Below are 17,192 nucleotides of genomic sequence, written 5' to 3'. Positions count from 1 at the left end.
CCGCTGTCGGCTGATATCTCTTGGCAGAGAACGCGCAGGGCGAGCCCTCGAGAAGTGCCGGGACGAGGGACACACCGCGGCGGAGGAGCTGTGACCGACACAAGCGGACGTACCGGCCTTGCCCAGGCTCGCGGAGCACGTCCGGTCAGCGCCGAGATCGAGCAGGAGCACGCGGCGGCGCGGCTGAGGTTCGAACTGGGCGAGACGGTGCGCGGCCGCCGTCTGGAGCTCGGGCTGTCGCAGGGCGAGGCGGGGCGCAGGGCCCGGATGACGCAGTCGGCGGTCGCCCGGTTCGAGGCGGGGGGCACGGTTCCCACGCTGCCCGTGCCGGCCCGGCTCGCCGAGGCGCTGGATCTGGACCTGCGCGTGGACCTCACCCCGCACGCCGAGAGCGCGCAGGCGGCGGCACCGCCCGGCCGCAGGAGATCGTGGAAGGCCCCGGGGCCCGCCCGGGCCGCTCGGTGCGGCGCGGGCGGACCCCGGGGCCGTGGGGAGGCTCCCGTGGGGGGTTGTCGGGTTCGTCAGCGCAGGTAGACGTTGGGCTGGGGCGGGGTGCTCATGCCCTGACCGAGGAAGAAGCCCGGGTGCGGCGGCTGGTTGTAGGCGGTGTTCTGCCAGGCCAGCGCCACCCGGTACTGCGCGTCGTGGACGAGGGTGTGCAGCTTCAGGTCGGTCGGGACGGTGGTGGCGTGGATGCGCAGCGCGGAGTTGTCGCTGTGCCGCCAGATCACCTCCTCGCGCCAGTCGCCGAACAGGTCGCCGGAGAGGACCGGCGTGGACTTCGTGCCGTTGCTGGAGGCCACCCCGCTGCCGGTCAGCAGGCGGGTGTCGCCGCCGGTGCCGTACTTGTCGATCCGGGTGCCGTCGAGGAGTTCGCGGACCGGGTCGCCGTCCCACCAGGCGAGGAAGTTGGCCGAGGACGGGTTGCGGCCCACCTCGCCGCCGGAGGCGTTGCGCAGCCGGTCCATGTTCGGGCCCGAGCCCCAGAACTCGGCTCCGGCGTTGCCCGCGTATATGTCGCCGGCCACGCCGCGCCCCGGGCCCTCGCCGCCGCTGGTGGGCGTGCGGTGGATGACCTGGCCGGTGCGGGCGTCGTGCAGGTCGGAGCCGGGCTGGTTGCCGGGCTCGTGGATGGTGAAGACCTCCAGACCGGGCCGGGAGGGCACGAAGTCGCCCACGTGCAGGGCGTCGCCGTGGCCGAAGCCGGTGGCGTACATCAGGGTGCCGTTGTCGTCGACGGTGGCCGAGCCGTAGACGATCTCCTGTCGGCCGTCGGCGTCCACGTCGGCGACGGAGAGCTGGTGGTTGCCCTGTCCGTAGGCCGCGCCGTTGCCGGAGTTGTTCGAGTCGAACAGCCAGCGCCGGGCGAGCCGCCCGTCGCGGAAGTCCCAGGCGGCGATGGTGGCGCGGGTGTAGTAGCCGCGGGCCATGATCAGGGAGGGCCGGGTGCCGTCGAGGTAGGCGGTACCGGCCAGGAAGCGGTCGACGCGGTTGCCGTAGGAGTCGCCCCAGGAGGAGACGTTGCCGCGGCCGGGCTCGTAGTCCACGGTGTCCAGCGCGGCGCCGGTCAGGCCGTCGAACATCGTCAGGTACTCGGGGCCGGACAGGATGTAGCCGCTGAAGTTGCGGTGGTCGGCGCCCGCGTTCCCGATGACGGTGCCGCGGCCGTCGCGGGTGGCGTCGGCGGTCTTCATGGCGACCTCGGCGCGGCCGTCGCCGTCGTAGTCGTAGACCTGGAACTGGGTGTAGTGCGCTCCGGCACGGATGTTGCGGCCCAGGTCGATGCGCCACAGGCGCTGGCCGCTGAGGCGGTAGGCGTCGATGTAGACGTTGCCGGTGGTGCCGGACTGGGAGTTGTCCTTGGCGTTGTCCGGGTCCCACTTGACGACCAGTTCGTACTGCCCGTCACCGTCCAGGTCGCCGGGGGACGCCTCGACAGGGGTGTAGGTGGAGCCGGGGCGGGAGAGCGGTACGTCGAGGTGGTCGCCGCCGGTGAAGCGCAGCGAGGGGGCGGAGGCGGGCTGTTCGGCGCCGTTCACCACCGCGCGCACGGTGTAGGAGGCGTCGGCGGGGGCGCCGGCGTCCAGGTGGTTGGTGGAGCCGGTGATGGGCGAGGAGTTCACCCTCGTCCCGCCCCGGTAGAGATTGAAGGCCGTGTCGCGGCTCTCGGTGCCCAGCAGCCGCCACGAGACGAGGTTGCCCGATCCCGAACGGACCGAGACCAGACCCCGGTTCAGGTTCTCCATCTGCTTGGCGTTCCCGGGCGGGGGTTCGCTTCCGCCTCCGCCGTCCACCTCCACCAGACGCCACTGCTGGTTGTGTCCGCCGGTGTCGGTGTACTGGGAGATCCGCGCGCCGTCGGCGGTGGACCACTCCCACACGTCCAGGGCCTTGCCGCTGTGGCGGTTGATCAGCCGGACGTGGCCGCCGTCGGAGTCGGCGACGCGGAACTGCTGGTTGGCGGAGTTGTTGTCGGTCCACTGGACGACGTTCGCACCGTCGGCGGTGGAACGTGCCTCCACGTCCAGCACCTTGCCGCTGTGGCGGGCGGCGATCCGGTACCAGCCGTCGCCGGAGGGGACGAAGCGGAACTGCTGGTTGTAGCCCGTACCCGGCGTCCACTGCACCACGGAGGCGCCGTTGTCGGTGGAGCGCTCGAAGACGTCGATCGCCTTGCCGCTGTGGCGGGAGACGAGCCGGTAGTAGGCGGAGGTGTCGATCTCCGCGGCGCCGGCCTCCTGCGCGGGCAGGGCGACGAGCGAGACGGCGGCCAGCAGCGCGGCGCACACGGCGGCGTACAGCCCTCTCGGGCGGGAGCGGGGTCTTGCGGATGTGCTGTGGGCAGGCATGGCGGCTCCTTGTCTGGGGTGACGCACCCACGGGTGGGGGAAGAGCCTTGGTGAATCGATTCATCGACGCGCCGGACGGAGAGGTGAACGCCAAGGACGCCGACGGAACGTGGTGTGAAACAAAGCGTGGGAGCGCTCCCGCGACGATAGGGGCGGCCGTCGCGGGGCGGCAAGGGCCGTGCACTGACGAAGTGGTGGGACCGGCCCGGGGGCCGGAACGCGCATCCGCGTTCCGGCCCCCGGGCCGCTCCCGTGGCGCGGTCGGTCAAGCCGGTTCGACGGGCAGCCACAGCTCGCAGGTCGCGGTGGCGAAGTCGTCGGCGCGCTCCAGGACCGCGACGAACGAGGGCCCCGGCCGGAGGCGCCACGGGTTGGAGGGGAACCACTCGGTCGCGGTCGCGGCCCAGGTCGCCTGCAAAGCCTGCGGGTACGGTCCGGCGGTGCGGAAGACCGCCCACTTGCCGGCCGGTACCTCGACGGCGTCGAGGTCGCCGGGGACCGGCGTGTCCCGGGAGACGGCGACCCCGTGCAGATAGGTCAGTTCGCTCCCCTCCGTGGCGTCGGGGTCGAGGTCGTCGAAGACCTGCAGCAGTCCTCCCGGCTCGGTGTCGCCGAGGTCCTTCAGCCGGAGGTGCTCCTCCTGCGGGAGTGCGGCGATGTGCCGCTGGATGTGCGGGTTGACGCCCTGGTGGATGAGCGGGACCCGAGTCGCGTGTCCGATCAGGCGGAACGCGGGGCGGTCGGCGATGCGGGTGTCCATGGGGGTGCTCCCTTCGACGGTCAGGTGGAACCTGAGCTGCGGTTGTGCGCGAAGGGGGCCCCCGTCGCGGCGCACCTCACCGGGGCCCGCGCCGTGGACAGCGCGGAACGCTCGGCCGAACGCCTCGGCCGAGCCGTATCCGTACCGGACCGCGATGCCCAGCAGGCCGTCCTCGCCGCGGACCACGTCGGCGGCGGCGACGGTCATGCGGCGCCGGCGCGCGTACTCCGACAGCGGCATGCCGGCCAGCGACGAGAACATGCGGCGCAGGTGGTACTCGGTCGTACCGAGTTCCCCGGCCAGTCCCCGGACATCGAGGTCCTCGGCGAGGTGCTCCGCGGTCCGTGCTGCGATGTGCTCCTCGACGAGGTCGACGAGCCGGTTGAGGGCCGAGATCACAGGGCCTCCCTTCGACGTCCACCCTGCCCGGCGGGACCCCGGCCCGACCCGACCGCCGCGGTCCGCTCCGATCATGCGCCCGGGCGGGCCGGGGCTTCCACGCCGACACCGTCTCCCCGCCCCGGCCCCCGGGGCGGGGAGACGGGCGCGGGTCAGCCGGCGGAGGGACCGGCCCACCCGGCCGGGACGTGCCCCACGCGCACCCGCTGCGGGTGGTCGCCGACGGGCACGGAGACCACCTTCCGGCCGGTCGCGAAGTCGATCGCGGTGATCTGGTCGGATCCGCTCTCGGAGACCACGCAGTGCCTGCCGTCGCCGCTCACCGTCGCCCAGTAGGGCTTGGAGACCTCCACCAGCGGCCCCTCCTCCAGCGTCCCGCGGTCCACGACGGTGGCGTAGTCGTCCATCGTCCCGGCGACGCACAGCTTCGTGCCCCGGGGGTTCATCGAGATGCCGTGGTGGCGTGAGTCGTTGACCCAGGTGGTGCGGTCCTCGTCGGTGTCCGGGTTCTTCGGCAGCTCCTTGATCCGGGTGATCTCGTCGGCGGCCACGTCGTACTCCAGGAAGCCGTTGAAGAACGACACCTGGAAGTAGAGCCTGGACTCGTCGGGTGTGAAGGCCACGGGCCGCACCGAGTCGGAGAGGTCCGCGCGGCCGAAGGCGTCCAGCCGCTCGCGCATGTCGATCACCCTCACCCGCTCGAAGGTGTCCGCGTCGACGACCGTGATGCGCCGGTCGCCCTTCGTCCAGTCCAGCCAGGGGGCGTCGAGGTCGTTGTTGACCTCTCCGATGGACATGTTCCAGATGTGCCGGCCGCCGTCGGTGAAGACGTTCTCGTGCGGCTTGTCTCCGGTCCTGAACGAGCCCACCTCCTTCCCCGTGACGATGTCGAGGACGTGGACGGTGTTGGAGGTGGAGGCCGACACCGCCACACGGCGGCCGTCGGGCGAGACGGCCATGTGGTCGGAGCGGAAACCCGACACGGGGAAGCGCCAGTTCACCTTCCCCGTGGCCACGTCGATCGACACCACGTCGGCGAAGCTGGGACGGGAGACGACGACGGCCGAGCCGTCCGGGGTGGAGTACATGTCGTCGACGTACTGGTCGTGGCCCTCGCCGACGGTGTGGCGGATACCGAGGAAGAAGGCGAGCCTGACCGGGTTGAGGTGGATCTCCCGCATCCGCTCCTTCCTGTCGGGGATGACGTCGATCCGGCCGACCTTCGCGTAGTCGCCGGTGGACTCGATGACGTCGGCCGTCCCGTCCCAGTTGTTGCCGACGAACAGGACCTCGTTCAGGCCACCGCCCGCCGGGCCGCCGCCCGCGTCGGCGGATGCGGGCGCGGCGGATGCGGGTACGGCGGCCGTGGCGGCCAGGACGAGGGCCGCGGCGCATCCGCCGATCCCGCGGGCTCGGCGGGAGGGGCGGTGTCGCGGGGAGGGGCTGTGGGGTGACGGTGTGGGCGTCATGGCGCGCTCCCGGTTCGGACGGACGGGGCTGGTTACCGGAGGTAACGTAGCGGCCCGGCGAACGGCTGGCCAGAGGTGCGGCAAGCCGGAAACCGGTCGCGCCTCCGGGCCGCGCGCCCCATACTCGTCCGCGTGAAACCGCCGCCCCCGCCGCGCGCCCGCCGGTTCCGGGACCGGCGCCACACCAGATACGAATTCCTCGACCCGGTCCTCGTCGCCTGCCCGGGCTGCGGCGCGGAAGCACGCGTCGCCGGGATCCCGCACGAGCCGGGACATCCCCTCTACCCGGCCCTCGCGCCCCGGCGCCTGGTCTGCCGCGCCTGCGCCCTGTCCCGGACACGGGGCGGCGGCGCTCCGGTCTTCCGCCGAGGCCCGGCCGGAACCGCCCGGGACCCGTACTTCGGCGCGCCGCTGCTGCTGCAGGCCCGGACCCGTCACGGCCTGCTGTGGGCCTACAACCTCCGGCACCTCGATCTGATCGAGCGTTATGTGCGGGCGTCGCTGCGCGAGAGGGCCCACTGGTACGACATCGGCACGCACAAGACGCTGGTGGCCTCCCTGCCCGCGTGGATCAAGCGCGGGAGGAACCGCGACGAGGTCCTGAGGGCCGTCCGCCGTGCCCGCGCCCGCACCATGCCGCCGGAGTCCTGACGTACCGCGTCGCGGCGGGAGGGCGGTTCGCCGTCCGCCCGGCCGAGGCCGCCTCAGCCCGCCTCAGTCCGCCTCAGCCCGCAGCCCTGTGCGCCACGTCAAGGATGATCTTGTTCTTGCCCGTGGTCACCCGGAAGCCCGCCGGGCCGTCGCCCTGAGGATCGGTGCCGACGCCGAAGAGCGTCTCGCCCTCGAAGTAGCTCACCAGCCGCAGCTCGCGGATGACGGGGGTGCTCTTGCCACCGTCGTCGAAGTCGGGGTCGGGCACGGAGCGGAGGAAGGAGATCTTCAGGTCCTGGTCGCCCTCGAGGGGGATGACGTCGCCGGATCCGTCCTGGTGCAGGGTGTCGACGTACTCGGCCACGAAGCGCGGGGTTCCCTTGTCGAAGTCGAAGACGACCCGGTCGTAGGTGTCGTGGATGCCCACCCGCACCCCGCGCAGCTCCGGGAAGTCGTTCACACCCGCGTCCCGGGCGGCCCCCGTCCTGCGGGAGGTGTCGCGCAGCACCACGCTCTCCTCCCCGCCCCCGCCCCCTGGCCGGGACGGCGACGGGGAGGCGGACGAGGGCGCGCCGGTGGGCGCCGAGGGCGAGGCGCTCCCCCCGGGGTCCTCGGACTGTCCGGACCGGTCGGCCGTCGGGGCCGTGCTCACGCCGCCTCCCGCTTCCCCTCCCGTCTCCCCTTCCGCCCCGCCGCAGGCCGTCACGAGGAGGGCCGACACGAGAGCGATCGCGGTCATGGTCGTACGAGGTGTCACTGCGCGCTCCTGAACGTAGTCTGCCGGGCTCCGGGAGCCCGCTCGATACTGCTCTGTTGCCGAGTGGGCCGGATGCCAACCACCCGACCCCCACGATCCAGCCAAAGGTGTCTTTCCCCCGTATTCCCCTCCGGCCCGTACCGTTCGGGCCTTCCGCACCGGCACCATGGACGAGCCGACCGCCGGCCGTGAAGCCGCCGGGACCGGCGGAGGGCGGCGGAGGGTGGCGGAGGGTGGCGGGGCAGCGGCGGACAGCACTTCACGCGGGGCCGGTACGCATTGAACGCCGGACTTGGAGCATGAGTGGAGATATGGCTCCGTCTACCCCCTCCCCCGCCGACTTCGAGGCCATATTCCGCGCCACGACCTCGCCCCTGCTGGTGCTCGGCACCGATCTGGTGATCCTGGAGGTCAACCGCGCCTGCGAGGAGGCGACGTTCCGCGAGCGGAACGAGGTGGTCGGACGGCATGTCTTCGACGCCTACCCCGCCAACCCCGACGACCCGGACGCGGGCGGCGCGCGCGACCTGGGCGCCCTGTTCCGGCGCGTCCTGACGACCGGAACGGCCCAGTCCCTGCCCGTCCTGAAGTACGACGTCCCCTTCGACGGCAGCCCCACCGGCTTCCGGGAGAAGTACTGGAGCCCGGTCAGCAGCCCCGTCCTCGGACCCGGCGGGGAGGTGACGGCGCTTCTGCACCACGTCGAGGACGTCACCGGCTTCCACGAGGAGCTGGCCCGTATCGAACGCGCCTACCGGCAGACCGACACCCCCACGGCCCGCGACCACACGGCCGTCGCCCAGCGCGGTTACGAGCGCCATCTGGCGCAGGCCACGCACGACCTCAGGCGCTACCGCGAACTGGAGGAGGAGGCGTCCCATCTGCGGCGGGCCATGCGCAGCCGCGCGACGATCGACCAGGCCATCGGCATCGTTCAGGCCGAGCGGCGCTGCGGCCCCGAGGACGCCTTCCAGGTCCTGGTGAGCATCTCCCAGCGCACCAACACCAAACTCCGCGACATCGCCGCCGGCCTGGTGAGCCTGGCCGAGACCGACCCGCCGGGGCCCCTCCTGCCGGACACCGGCACCCGTGACGGCGCCTCGTGACGGCCTTGACCGTCACGAGGAGCCGCCACGGGGAGCCCGTCACGGGCCCCGGGCCGGTGCCGCCGGGGTGGCGTGGGGTGCGTCCGGGGGCGCGAGACTCCCGCCACGCGCCCCGTGTTCACTCCTCCGGCTCGGTGACCGGGCTGTCGCTGACGACCGCCACCATGATCATCGGCGCGTCGCCGTCGCTCTGGTTGAGTGAGACCCCGACCCACCGCCGGGCGCCGGACACCGACCCGGCCGCGCGTACCGGCCCCCACACCGCGAGGTCGCCGTAGCAGTCCTCGTCGCACAGCGCTCCGAACAGCGGCGGCACGGGCTCGCCCGACCGGCGGCGGAAGAGCGGGATCCGCATGGACACCTTCCGGTGGCCGCCCCAGCGCCTTTCCAACTCCCTTGTCAGGGAACCCAGATGGCTCTCCGCGGTCTCCGCCGCCGCTTCCCACTCGGACCCGTGCACACCCGTGAGGTCCTCGCTCTCCCAGATCGGGGCGATCAGGAACCCCCCGCCCCGGGTCCGGCTCCACTCCCCCGTGTCCGGGTCGCCCTCGGCGACCGTCGGGCCGTGCTCCGGCAGCGGCGCGCCGAGCATCTCCTCCACGTCGGACACCGCCCGTCCGGTGTCGAACGGCTCCCCGGCCCGGACGGTCACAGAACGGCCCGGTCCATCGGGCGGGGCAGCGGCCGGAGCACTCCGGCCTCCCGCAGCCGTACGTTGGCGCGGACGACGTCCCCGACCGCGCCGGGTGCCGCGACCTCCAGGATCACGCCCCCGCCGCGGACCTCCCCACGCGCGGCCACCGGACCGTCCGGACCGTCCACGCCGTCGGGCAGCAGGGCCGCACGTCCCGGCGAGAGGTAGCCGACCCAGCCGACGGCGGGCTCGTCGGGGCCGAACTCCGCCTCGTCCTCCAGCGCGTCGAGCACGTCGTCGTCGGTCACCCCGCCGAAGTCGGGCTCCCACGACTCCGCCAGGGCGGTGAGGAGTTCGGTGTCCGGGACCTCGGCGCCGTCCGGCGAGCCGACACCGATCACCATCGACTGGAGCAGGAAGTCCGAAGTGCCGCCCGCACGGCCGCTGACCTCGATCTTCCAGCCCGGACCGCCCCTGACGACGAGCCGCAGCGCATACCCCGTGCGGTCCGGCCGGCCCTCGGCCTCCCCCGCCGCGCGCAGGGCCGCGGTGAGGGCCCGCTCGTCCGTCCGCAGCCCGGTGGCGGGCCCGGAGGCGTGGACCTGCTGCCACGCCCACAGGCCGTCGGACCCGGAGCCGGCCGCCGGAAGAAGCCCGGCGAACCGCTCCAGGGTCGCCCTCCAGCGTCCGGCCAGCACCTCCACCGGCTCCTCCCGGGGTCCCCAGAAGCCCCGCACCACGCGTCGCATGTCCCGCCTTCCCTAAGCCTCTTGCACGTCCCGCGGCCCGGCCGCCGCCGTCACCCTAACCGGGGCTCAGTCGAACGCCTCGGGTTTCCTTGTGCTGTCGATCGGTTTCTGCCCGGTGTGTACGACCCTGATCGGCAGACCCTCCTCCCGGAACGCCCTGCGGGCGGCCCTGGCCACCTCGGGGTCGGAGAAGTGCCACTCGATGGCACGGCCGCCGGACGCGTCGACCTGCCCCCGCGCCTCGGTGAGGAACTTCTGCTTGCCGGACTCGGTGAGCGTGCCCCTGTCCGTCTTGGACAGATAGCTGCGGTAGCCGTTCTTGGCCTCCAGGAACGTCTGCCGGCCGGAGTCCCAGCCGTCGTACTCCACGTCCGGCTTGCCCTCCCTGGGGTGCGGGACGACGTACTCCCGGCCGCGCACGGTGCCGGTGATCTGCTCCTGGTAGCGGAGCCAGGACTCGTTCTTCCAGTTCGGCGGAGGGTTGCGGTCGCGACTGGCCCAGTAGCCGTCGCCCCCGTCGACGTCCCCGAGGTCCGGGCTCCTCAGGTCCTCGGCCCACTCCGGGGGGTTGTAGTTGCGCGGATCGGAGGTGTCGTTGCGCTCGGGCTCCGGCCACTGCTTCCTGTCCGCCTCGGCCTTGCGCGCGCGTTCGGGTTCCTCGGCCCGCTTCCGGTCCAGGTACGCCTGCCGCTCCTTGGCGCGGGCCTCCTCCGCCTTGGCCCTGGCCTCCTCGTCGCAGCCGCCCTCGGCCAGGACCGCACGGCCCGGAGGGCCCGCGGCGAGCACACCCGTGCCCGCCCCCGGCACACCGCCGTGCCGGAAGCGAGGGCCGGGGCCGGGACCGAAAGCGATGGCGCAGCCGGTCCTGCGTGCCTGCTCCTCGGCCTCGTCCGCCGCCTCGTCGGCCTCCCTGGCCGCCTTGCGGGCGCCCTCGACGTCTCCGGCGTCGGCAGCCCTGCGGGCCCGGTCCGCCGCCTCGCCCGCGTCCGAGGCGGCATCGGCCACATCGTCGGCGACCCTGCCGAGCCTGCCGAGTTTGCCGCCCTTGCCGACGACCTTCGCGACGTTGTAGCCGGGGATGAAGAGCGAGCCGACGTTCCACACGACATCGGTGACGGCCCGGGTCTTCTCGCCGTTGTTCCAGCGCTCGCGGACCTCGTCACCGACGAATATGTCGTCGCCGACCGTCACGACCGTGTTGAACGAGGCCCCGCCCCAGTCCGTGAGGGCGTCGAGGTAGTCGCCGTTGCGCCACTTGTCGCCGGCGTCCGCGGAGTCACGCTTCCACTGGTCGCCGAGTTGGCCGCCGTAGTCGGCGAGACCGGACCAGGTGTCGGGTTTGAAGACATCGACGATGCCGGTGACATCACCCCAGACCCCGTCGACGAAGAGGCCCTCGAGAACCTGCCCGCCGTGGTCCAGCGTGCAGCCCCAGAAACCGCTGCACCCCTCTCCGCCGCCGTCACCGCCGTCGCCGTCACCGGACTCCCCGGGGTCGTCCGTGAAGGAGGCGGGGATGTCGTACGCGGCCTCGGGTTCGGGGTTGTCCTCGGGGTGGGTGTCGCCGCCCGGACCGCCGGTGTCCCCTCCGTTCCCCTGACCGTCCGGGCTGTCCGGGCCACCGTCCGAGCCACCACCCGGGCCGCCCGAGCCGCCGTCCTCGCCACCTGGGCCGCCCGGACCACCCGAGCCGCCGTCCTCGCCACCCGGGTCGCCCGAACCGCCCTGCCCACCCGAGCCGCCGCCCGAGTCACCCTGCCCACCCTGACCGCCCGGACCGCCGTCCTCGCCCGCCTGGACCGTCTCTCCGCCCGGCGCCGGACAGGCCGCACCCGTGACCGAGCAGACCGCGGCCTGGAAGCCGTCCGCGATCCGGCCGCCGACGCCGCCCACCGACAGCGCCACGATGATCGCCACGACGAGCGTCAGCAGGCCGACGTACTCGACGGTCGTCTGCCCCCGGTCGCGCCGCCAGGTGATCATGTGCGGAAGCGAGAAGTCCGGCTTCTCCTCCCGTTCCCACGCCGGCAGCCGGAACCAGTCGCGGCTCTCCGCCCGGAAGAGGAGCCACAGGATCAGCGTCGGCAGGATCAGCTCGGTGAAGCCGTGCCACGACGAGTCGCCGATGTTGGCCAGGGCCCCGAGCACCAGCCACACCTGTACGGCCACCAGCCCGGCCCACACCCGGGTGCCGCCGCTCCAGGCACGCCGTACGAGCAGCCAGCCCGCGACCCCGGGCGCGGCACCGTAGAGCACGGTGCCGAGCAGCCGGCCGCCCATGGCGTCCACGGCCAGCCCGGAACCGATCAGGCCGATTCCACCCAGCACGGTCGCCGCGAACAGGACCTGGACCAGTACGCGCGCCGCACCGAGCGCACGCGGCATCGCCTGCCGTCCCGGAACCGGACAGCCGCCCCCGTACGCGGACACACCACCGAACGCAGACACGCTCGCCCCCCGACCGGACTCACCGGTGACCTATGTGACCGGCACTCACTTTAAGTCCGGACGCCGCACGGCGGTACGGGGTTGCGGACCCGGGCCGTGTCCGCCCGTCGACTCCCCTCGCGGGCGGGGCCGCACACGCACACGGCACCACCGGCCTTCGCGCCCTCCCCTCCACCTCCCGGCGCTCCGCGGGCCGGTGGCGGGCAGCCGCCTCAGCAGAACTCCCGCTCCCGTTCCCCCGCTTCCGGATCGCGGGCCCTCCGCCGCCCCGACCAGGCCGCGCCTCCCAGGCTCAGCGCCCCGACGCCGGCGATGGCCGCCATGGCCCAGTGGCCCGTACCTCCGCCCGGGCGGAGGGCCAGGGCGACGTTGATCGCGCCCACCACGACCCAGCACAGGGAGCCGAGGGCCTGGAACATCCAGCCCTTCTCCGACGGCTTCGACGGATTCGAGGGCCTTGACGGACTCGACGACACGGCATCACCTCCCCGTGTCCGTCTGCCCCCTCGGCGTGCGGGAAGTCATGACTGGCGGTCACACCCCGCGCCGGGCGCCCCCGGCTACCGGGTACCGCGCGGATCCCCCCGCCCGGCCCCGCCCGTCCGCCCTCTACGCCGCCGCGAGTCGAAACCCCACAGAACGACGGCCGCCCGCCACAGCAGAGCGGCCACGGACAGGACGGTGGCGGTGCCCGCGACGGCCTTCGCGGCGGGGCCCTCCACACCGAACAGCAGGACCGGGCTCATCAGGACCAGCCACACCGCCCCCGCCAGGAGGGCCGCGGAGACGACGGCGTACCCGATCTCCACCGTGGCCGCGTCCCGCTCCGCCTGGTCCCGTGTCATCGTCTCGCCCTTCCCCCGTAGTCGGCGTGAGGTCCCCCGGTCCCCGGGAGCATCGAACCTACCGGCCCGAACCGCGGTACGGCACCCGGCCGTCACCTTCCCCGGGCCTTCCCGGCGGGGGCGCGGCGGGCGCGGCGGGGCCACACGAAGAAGACGACCACCGCCGCCAGGAGGGTGAGGACCGCCGTGACACCCATGGCGTCCGCGACACCGAGCGAGAACGACTCCTCGGCCGCCCGGACGACCTCGCCCCGGACATCGGGCGGCAGCGTGTCGACCGCCCCCTGGTAGGAGTCGGAGTTCACCAGCGTCTGCCGCACCCGGGTGATCTCCGCGTCGGTCAGCCCCGAGTCCTCGAGCACGCCGGACGCCTCGCGCGCCGTGAGCTCCCGGGCCAGTGCGGTGAGGACGGCGACTCCCAGCGAGCCGCCGAGCATGCTGGACATCTTGAACACGCCGGCGGCCGTCCCCGCCAGATCGGCCGGGACCTCCCCGACGGCGGTGTTGGCCACGGGCGTGCTCACCAGGCCCAGACCGAGCCCGACGACGAAGAGCCCGGCGGCGATCACCGTGATCGGGGTGCCGGTGTCGAGGAAGGCGAGGGTGGTCAGACCGGCGCTCGCCACCGCCAGGCCGACCGTCGCCGGCGGCCTTCCGCCCCGCCTGGTGTCGAGGGCGCCCCCGGCCGGGATGCCCAGGAAGACCCCGGCCGTCGCCGGGATCATCAGCGACCCGGCCTCCACCGCGCTGTAGCCGCGCACGTTCTGCAGCCACAGCACCAGCAGGAAGCTGAGGCCGGCGTAGGCGAGGTTCATCGTCAGATTGGCCGTCAGCGCCCCGTTGTAGGCGCGGATCCCGAACAGCCGGAGGTCCACCAGCGGCAAACGTACGCGGCGCTCGATCAGGTACCACGCGACCGCGAACACGACGGTCGCGGCGAGCAGCGCCACGATACGGGGATCCCCCCAGCCCACGCTCGGCCCCTCGGTGAGCGCGTACAGCAGCGAGAAGACCGCCAGGCCGATGGTGGCCAGGCCCGGCCAGTCGATGTGACCCGAGGCGTCGGGGTCGCGCGACTCCGGGGTGGTGAGCCGTACGACGGTGAGGGTGAGGACGGCCAGCGGCAGATTGAGCCAGAACAGCCACCGCCAGCCCAGCCCGTCGGTGACGAGACCGCTGATCGCGGGCCCGGCGGACAGCCCGCCCCAGGCCACCGCCTGCCAGATGCCGAACGCCGCGGTCCGCGCCCGCCCCGAGAACTCGGGAGGGATGAGGGCGAGCGAGGCCGGGAGGATCAGCGCGGCGCCGATCCCCATGAGCCCGCGGCCGAGGATCAGCCATTCGACGTCCGGTGAGAGCGCGGCGACCACGGAGAACACGGCCAGCAGCACGGTGCCGGTCTGGAGCATCACCCGGCGCCCGAAGAGGTCGCCGAACTTCCCGGCGGCGATCACGAGCGCGCCGGTGACGAGGCTGAAGGCGTTGTTCGCCCACTGGAGCATCGAGAAGTTGCTGTCGAACTCGTCGGCGATCTCCGGGATCGCCACCCCCAGGTCGGAGAAGGCGAGCCAGACGATCCCCGCGGTGCCGCAGATACCGATCAGCGAGAGCCACCTGTGCGGCGGGGACGAGGTCAGCTCCGGGGGTGGTTCGGTCATGGTGGCGCTCCGGACTCCGGCCGTGTGCGGACAGCCGGGTGCTCGCTCCCCGGCGGGCCGGCCGCTCACCGCGAACATCCCTTTCGCCCGTTTCGCGCCGCCCGGTCCCGGAGGGTAGTCCGGCCGGAGGCCGCCGCCCGGCCGCCGCGCCGGGGCCCACCCGCGACGGGACCCGCACGCACCGCCCGGCGCCCGCGCACGCCGGAAGCCGGAGACCGGAGGCCCCGGGCCGGTCACGGTCCGGGGCCGCTCCCGGCAGCGGTTCACCCGCCCCGTGCGTCAGCGGGCGGGGCGCGGCCCCGCGGTCCCGGTCAGCCGGCCCACGGCCATGCCGCGTCCCGCCCCGCCTCCAGCAGGGGCACGGCCCGGAAGGCGTGGTCGGTCAGTCCGCCGAAGGTGTGCCGCGTGCCCGTGCCGGCGGGACCGTGCCCGGCCCGGTACCCCGCCAGGTTCCACGTGTACATCGGCACCTCGCCGGGGACCTGCCGGTCCGGGGATCCGTGCGGGCTGTACGCGTGCTGCTCGTCCGTGACGATCAGCACCCGGTCGTGCCCGCGGTAGTGCCGCCGGACGGCCTCGGAGGTGTTCGTCCCGCCCAGGTTCCCGAACCGCTCCAGCACCCTGAGGACCGACTCGCCGCGCCGGAACGGCACCGCCCGGCTCGACGTGCCGAACTCCACCAGGTCCGCGGCCTGTGCGCGCAGCGCCACCGCGGCGCCGAACACCGCGGCCGAGTCGGCCCGGTTCAGCCTGGTCCGCTCCGACAGCCCGCCGAACATGCTGCCGGACCGGTCGACCAGGACCAGGGTCCGTCCCGGCAGTTCCGGCACACTGCCCAGGGAGTGGTTCAGCGCCTGTTCCAGCGCGTACGCCCACCGCAGCGACGGCGCGTGCCGGTACGCGGCCAGGAAGCGGAACGGGAACTGCCGCGACCGGGCGACCTCGCCCGGGTCCGACAGCCGCGCCGCGACCTGCCGGGCGACCTCGTCCGAGACCCCCGCCTCGTCGAAGTTCCGGAGGTTGCGCAGCAGCGCCATGTAGCCCATGGACGGCACGATCGACTCCCACGCCTCCGCGTCCATCGGCCCCTGCAGCCAGCCCGCGAGCGCCTCCCAGGTCATACCCGCCCGCTCCAGCAGGTCGCGGTCCCGGGTGAGGATCCGGCGCCGCTCCCCGGCCGGCACCGCCATGAGCCGTACCCGTGCCCGCAGCATCGGCAGCCGCTCGGGGATGTCGTCGCCCCGGCCGTGGCGCCGGTCGATGGCGTGCCTGAACAGGTCTCCCTGCCACGGCAGCTCGGGCGACGGGGCGGCGTGCACCAGCTCCAGCACGTCACCGAACCGGAACTCCCGCGCCGGGCTGTCGTACTTCAGCAGGGACCGCTCGCCGTACAGACGCCGGACCGCGTCGGCGGTCCCCCGCTTGACCGGCTTCGGGATCGCCCGCCCGTACCGGGACATCCAGTAGCCCAGCAGCTCGCCCGGCTCGTCCGGCCGCAGCAGCACGCTCGCGATCACCGAGCGGTTGGAGTGCGGGCCGCCGCCGTCCGCGCGGGGACCGTCGGCCGGGAGGCCGGTGCCGTGCGCCACCGCCTGCCGCTCCTCCAGCCGGGCCCTGACGAACTCGGCCGCGCCCACCAGCGCCGCGGTACGCATCTGCCCGTCACCGCGCAGCCACCGCAGCAGCCCGGCCGTCCACGCCGGGTCCTCGACCGCTAGCCGGCGGACGAGCCGGGTGTACCGGTCGTCCCGCGCGCCGCCGGTCTCGTAGAAGGTGTCGGAGCCGAGCGTCGTGACCGCGAGGAGGAACAGCTCGCTCCGCGCGTCGCGGAGGTGACCGGTTCCGCCCTCGAACGTGGCGGCCGTCCGCCCGGTCGTCGTCACGGGTGACTTCACCGCCGGCCGGGCCCTGCGGATGTTGAAGCGGGCCATGCGAAAGCCCTCTCTCGCTGAGATGTGGTGTACGGATCGGGTCGGAGGGGGAGGCCGGTTCCAGCAGCCGGGGGCGCCCGAGATCCCGGGAGACGGCGGGGCACCCACCCGACGTGGGCTGTGCCCTCCTCCCGCGGGATGGACCGAGGGAGGGGGGCCGCAGGAATCGAACCCGGAGTAACCGCCGTACGACGCACCGGGCGCCCCTCGACTGCCGTACCTCCCGAGTTCGGGGTCGGGCCGCGGAGGGGTTCCGTGAGAGGGAAGTAGCCGCTGCCCGGCGCACCGGGAGGTGTGTATGGAATTGGCGTGTCCCCCGAGGTCGGGGCGGGGTCGGTGGCACAGGCGCTGCGGCCGCCGGGCCGCACCGGCCCCGGAGGGCCGGCGGGATTCGGACCCGCGGCGCCTCTCCCTCCGCTGTGGAGAGAAGTAACCGACCCCGGCGCACCGGAGGAACGGGCACCACTGTGGCCCGGCGACTCGCGCCCGTGCAAAGGGATTTCGCCCCTCGCCGCGGCGGCGGAGACCCCGGCGCGGCCGACGGCACGGACCGGCTGCTGCGGCGCCGTCCCGATCGCGGGTGACCGGCCTCGCCGATGTCACCTGTGGATGTCAGAAGCCCCGGACCATGATCGGTCCGGGGCTTCGTCCCCGTTCGGGGCTGGAGCCGCCTGTCGGGTTCGAACCGACGACCTTCGCTTTACAAGAGCGGCGCTCTACCAGCTGAGCTAAGGCGGCGTGTGCGGTGGCGCCGCGGGCCCGGCGGGGGCCTCGGCACGTACGCAGTGTGCAGTGTACCCATTTCCCGGCGCCGGGCCGGAGCCCTTTCGTGACCGCGGAAGTACTGACAAGACAACCCCCGACGGGTTACCGTCGGCCCACGTTCACACAGGTTCACACACGTGGAACGCGACCTTTACTCGGATCGTCCGGCAC

At 73.4% G+C, this 17,192-nt stretch carries 14 protein-coding genes and 1 tRNA gene; 3 read left to right on the top strand and 12 right to left on the bottom strand.

Translation table 11 applies throughout. The features are described 5' to 3' along the window. Positions 1 to 90: 90 nt before the first annotated feature. On the top strand, positions 91 to 534 hold the full coding sequence (locus ACW69E_RS04475; RefSeq protein WP_457496854.1) for a helix-turn-helix domain-containing protein: 444 nt from the start codon (positions 91 to 93) through the stop codon (positions 532 to 534). Here ACW69E_RS04475 and ACW69E_RS04470 read toward each other — a convergent pair. From ACW69E_RS04470 to ACW69E_RS04460, 3 genes are all read right to left on the bottom strand, one after another. Beyond that, positions 522 to 2,849, bottom strand: a complete 2,328-nt coding sequence (locus ACW69E_RS04470; RefSeq protein WP_457496853.1) for a rhamnogalacturonan lyase family protein — start codon at positions 2,847 to 2,849, stop codon at positions 522 to 524. The two genes, ACW69E_RS04475 and ACW69E_RS04470, sit on opposite strands and share 13 nt — an antisense overlap. Positions 2,850 to 3,114: 265 nt before the next feature. Further along, positions 3,115 to 4,008 carry an AraC family transcriptional regulator gene (locus tag ACW69E_RS04465; RefSeq protein ID WP_457496852.1) on the bottom strand — a complete coding sequence of 298 codons (894 nt, stop codon included), beginning with the start codon at positions 4,006 to 4,008 and terminating at the stop codon, positions 3,115 to 3,117. A gap of 152 nt (positions 4,009 to 4,160) precedes the next feature. Next, complete coding sequence (locus ACW69E_RS04460) at positions 4,161 to 5,477, bottom strand: YncE family protein (RefSeq protein ID WP_457496851.1); 1,317 nt, start codon at positions 5,475 to 5,477, stop codon at positions 4,161 to 4,163. Positions 5,478 to 5,609: 132 nt separating this feature from the next. Here ACW69E_RS04460 and ACW69E_RS04455 point away from each other — a divergent pair, with 132 nt between their 5' ends. After that, positions 5,610 to 6,128: a hypothetical protein gene (locus ACW69E_RS04455; RefSeq protein WP_457496850.1), complete on the top strand. Its 519-nt coding sequence runs from the start codon at positions 5,610 to 5,612 to the stop codon at positions 6,126 to 6,128. A gap of 73 nt (positions 6,129 to 6,201) precedes the next feature. On the opposite strand, the gene ACW69E_RS04450 is transcribed toward ACW69E_RS04455, so the two are convergent. Then, positions 6,202 to 6,780 carry an AMIN-like domain-containing (lipo)protein gene (locus ACW69E_RS04450; protein WP_457496849.1) on the bottom strand — a complete coding sequence of 193 codons (579 nt, stop codon included), beginning with the start codon at positions 6,778 to 6,780 and terminating at the stop codon, positions 6,202 to 6,204. Positions 6,781 to 7,196: 416 nt separating this feature from the next. Between ACW69E_RS04450 and ACW69E_RS04445 the strand changes: the two genes are divergently transcribed. Further along, positions 7,197 to 7,991, top strand: a complete 795-nt coding sequence (locus tag ACW69E_RS04445; RefSeq protein ID WP_457496848.1) for an ANTAR domain-containing protein — start codon at positions 7,197 to 7,199, stop codon at positions 7,989 to 7,991. A 118-nt stretch (positions 7,992 to 8,109) separates the two neighbouring features. On the opposite strand, the gene ACW69E_RS04440 is transcribed toward ACW69E_RS04445, so the two are convergent. The 8 genes from ACW69E_RS04440 to ACW69E_RS04405 all read right to left on the bottom strand — a co-directional run bounded on the left by ACW69E_RS04440 (position 8,110) and on the right by ACW69E_RS04405 (position 16,994). Beyond that, positions 8,110 to 8,643 (bottom strand): hypothetical protein, encoded by a 534-nt coding sequence (locus ACW69E_RS04440; RefSeq protein ID WP_457496847.1) that lies wholly within the window; start codon positions 8,641 to 8,643, stop codon positions 8,110 to 8,112. Then, positions 8,640 to 9,374: a hypothetical protein gene (locus ACW69E_RS04435; protein ID WP_457496846.1), complete on the bottom strand. Its 735-nt coding sequence runs from the start codon at positions 9,372 to 9,374 to the stop codon at positions 8,640 to 8,642. Before ACW69E_RS04435 ends, ACW69E_RS04440 begins: the two co-directional genes overlap by 4 nt. A gap of 66 nt (positions 9,375 to 9,440) precedes the next feature. After that, positions 9,441 to 11,759 carry a Tox-REase-5 domain-containing protein gene (locus ACW69E_RS04430; RefSeq protein WP_457496845.1) on the bottom strand — a complete coding sequence of 773 codons (2,319 nt, stop codon included), beginning with the start codon at positions 11,757 to 11,759 and terminating at the stop codon, positions 9,441 to 9,443. A 275-nt stretch (positions 11,760 to 12,034) separates the two neighbouring features. Then, the gene (locus tag ACW69E_RS04425) at positions 12,035 to 12,241 is read right to left on the bottom strand and encodes a hypothetical protein (protein ID WP_457496844.1); all 207 of its coding nucleotides are present in this window, start codon (positions 12,239 to 12,241) and stop codon (positions 12,035 to 12,037) included. Positions 12,242 to 12,382: 141 nt separating this feature from the next. Continuing rightward, a complete protein-coding gene (locus ACW69E_RS04420; protein WP_457496843.1) occupies positions 12,383 to 12,667 on the bottom strand; it encodes a DUF6332 family protein in 285 nt (94 codons plus the stop codon). Between the two features lie 92 nt (positions 12,668 to 12,759). Further along, positions 12,760 to 14,325: an MFS transporter gene (locus tag ACW69E_RS04415; RefSeq protein WP_457496842.1), complete on the bottom strand. Its 1,566-nt coding sequence runs from the start codon at positions 14,323 to 14,325 to the stop codon at positions 12,760 to 12,762. 311 nt (positions 14,326 to 14,636) lie between these two features. Next, a complete protein-coding gene (locus ACW69E_RS04410) occupies positions 14,637 to 16,256 on the bottom strand; it encodes a TROVE domain-containing protein (RefSeq protein WP_457496841.1) in 1,620 nt (539 codons plus the stop codon). A 662-nt stretch (positions 16,257 to 16,918) separates the two neighbouring features. Further along, positions 16,919 to 16,994, bottom strand: a tRNA-Thr gene (locus tag ACW69E_RS04405). Positions 16,995 to 17,192: the final 198 nt, after the last annotated feature.

The sequence above is a fragment of the Streptomyces sp. SS8 genome, from assembly GCF_054072955.1.
Note: the sequence above shows the minus strand (reverse complement) of the source record. Positions and strands in the feature narration are given on the sequence as shown.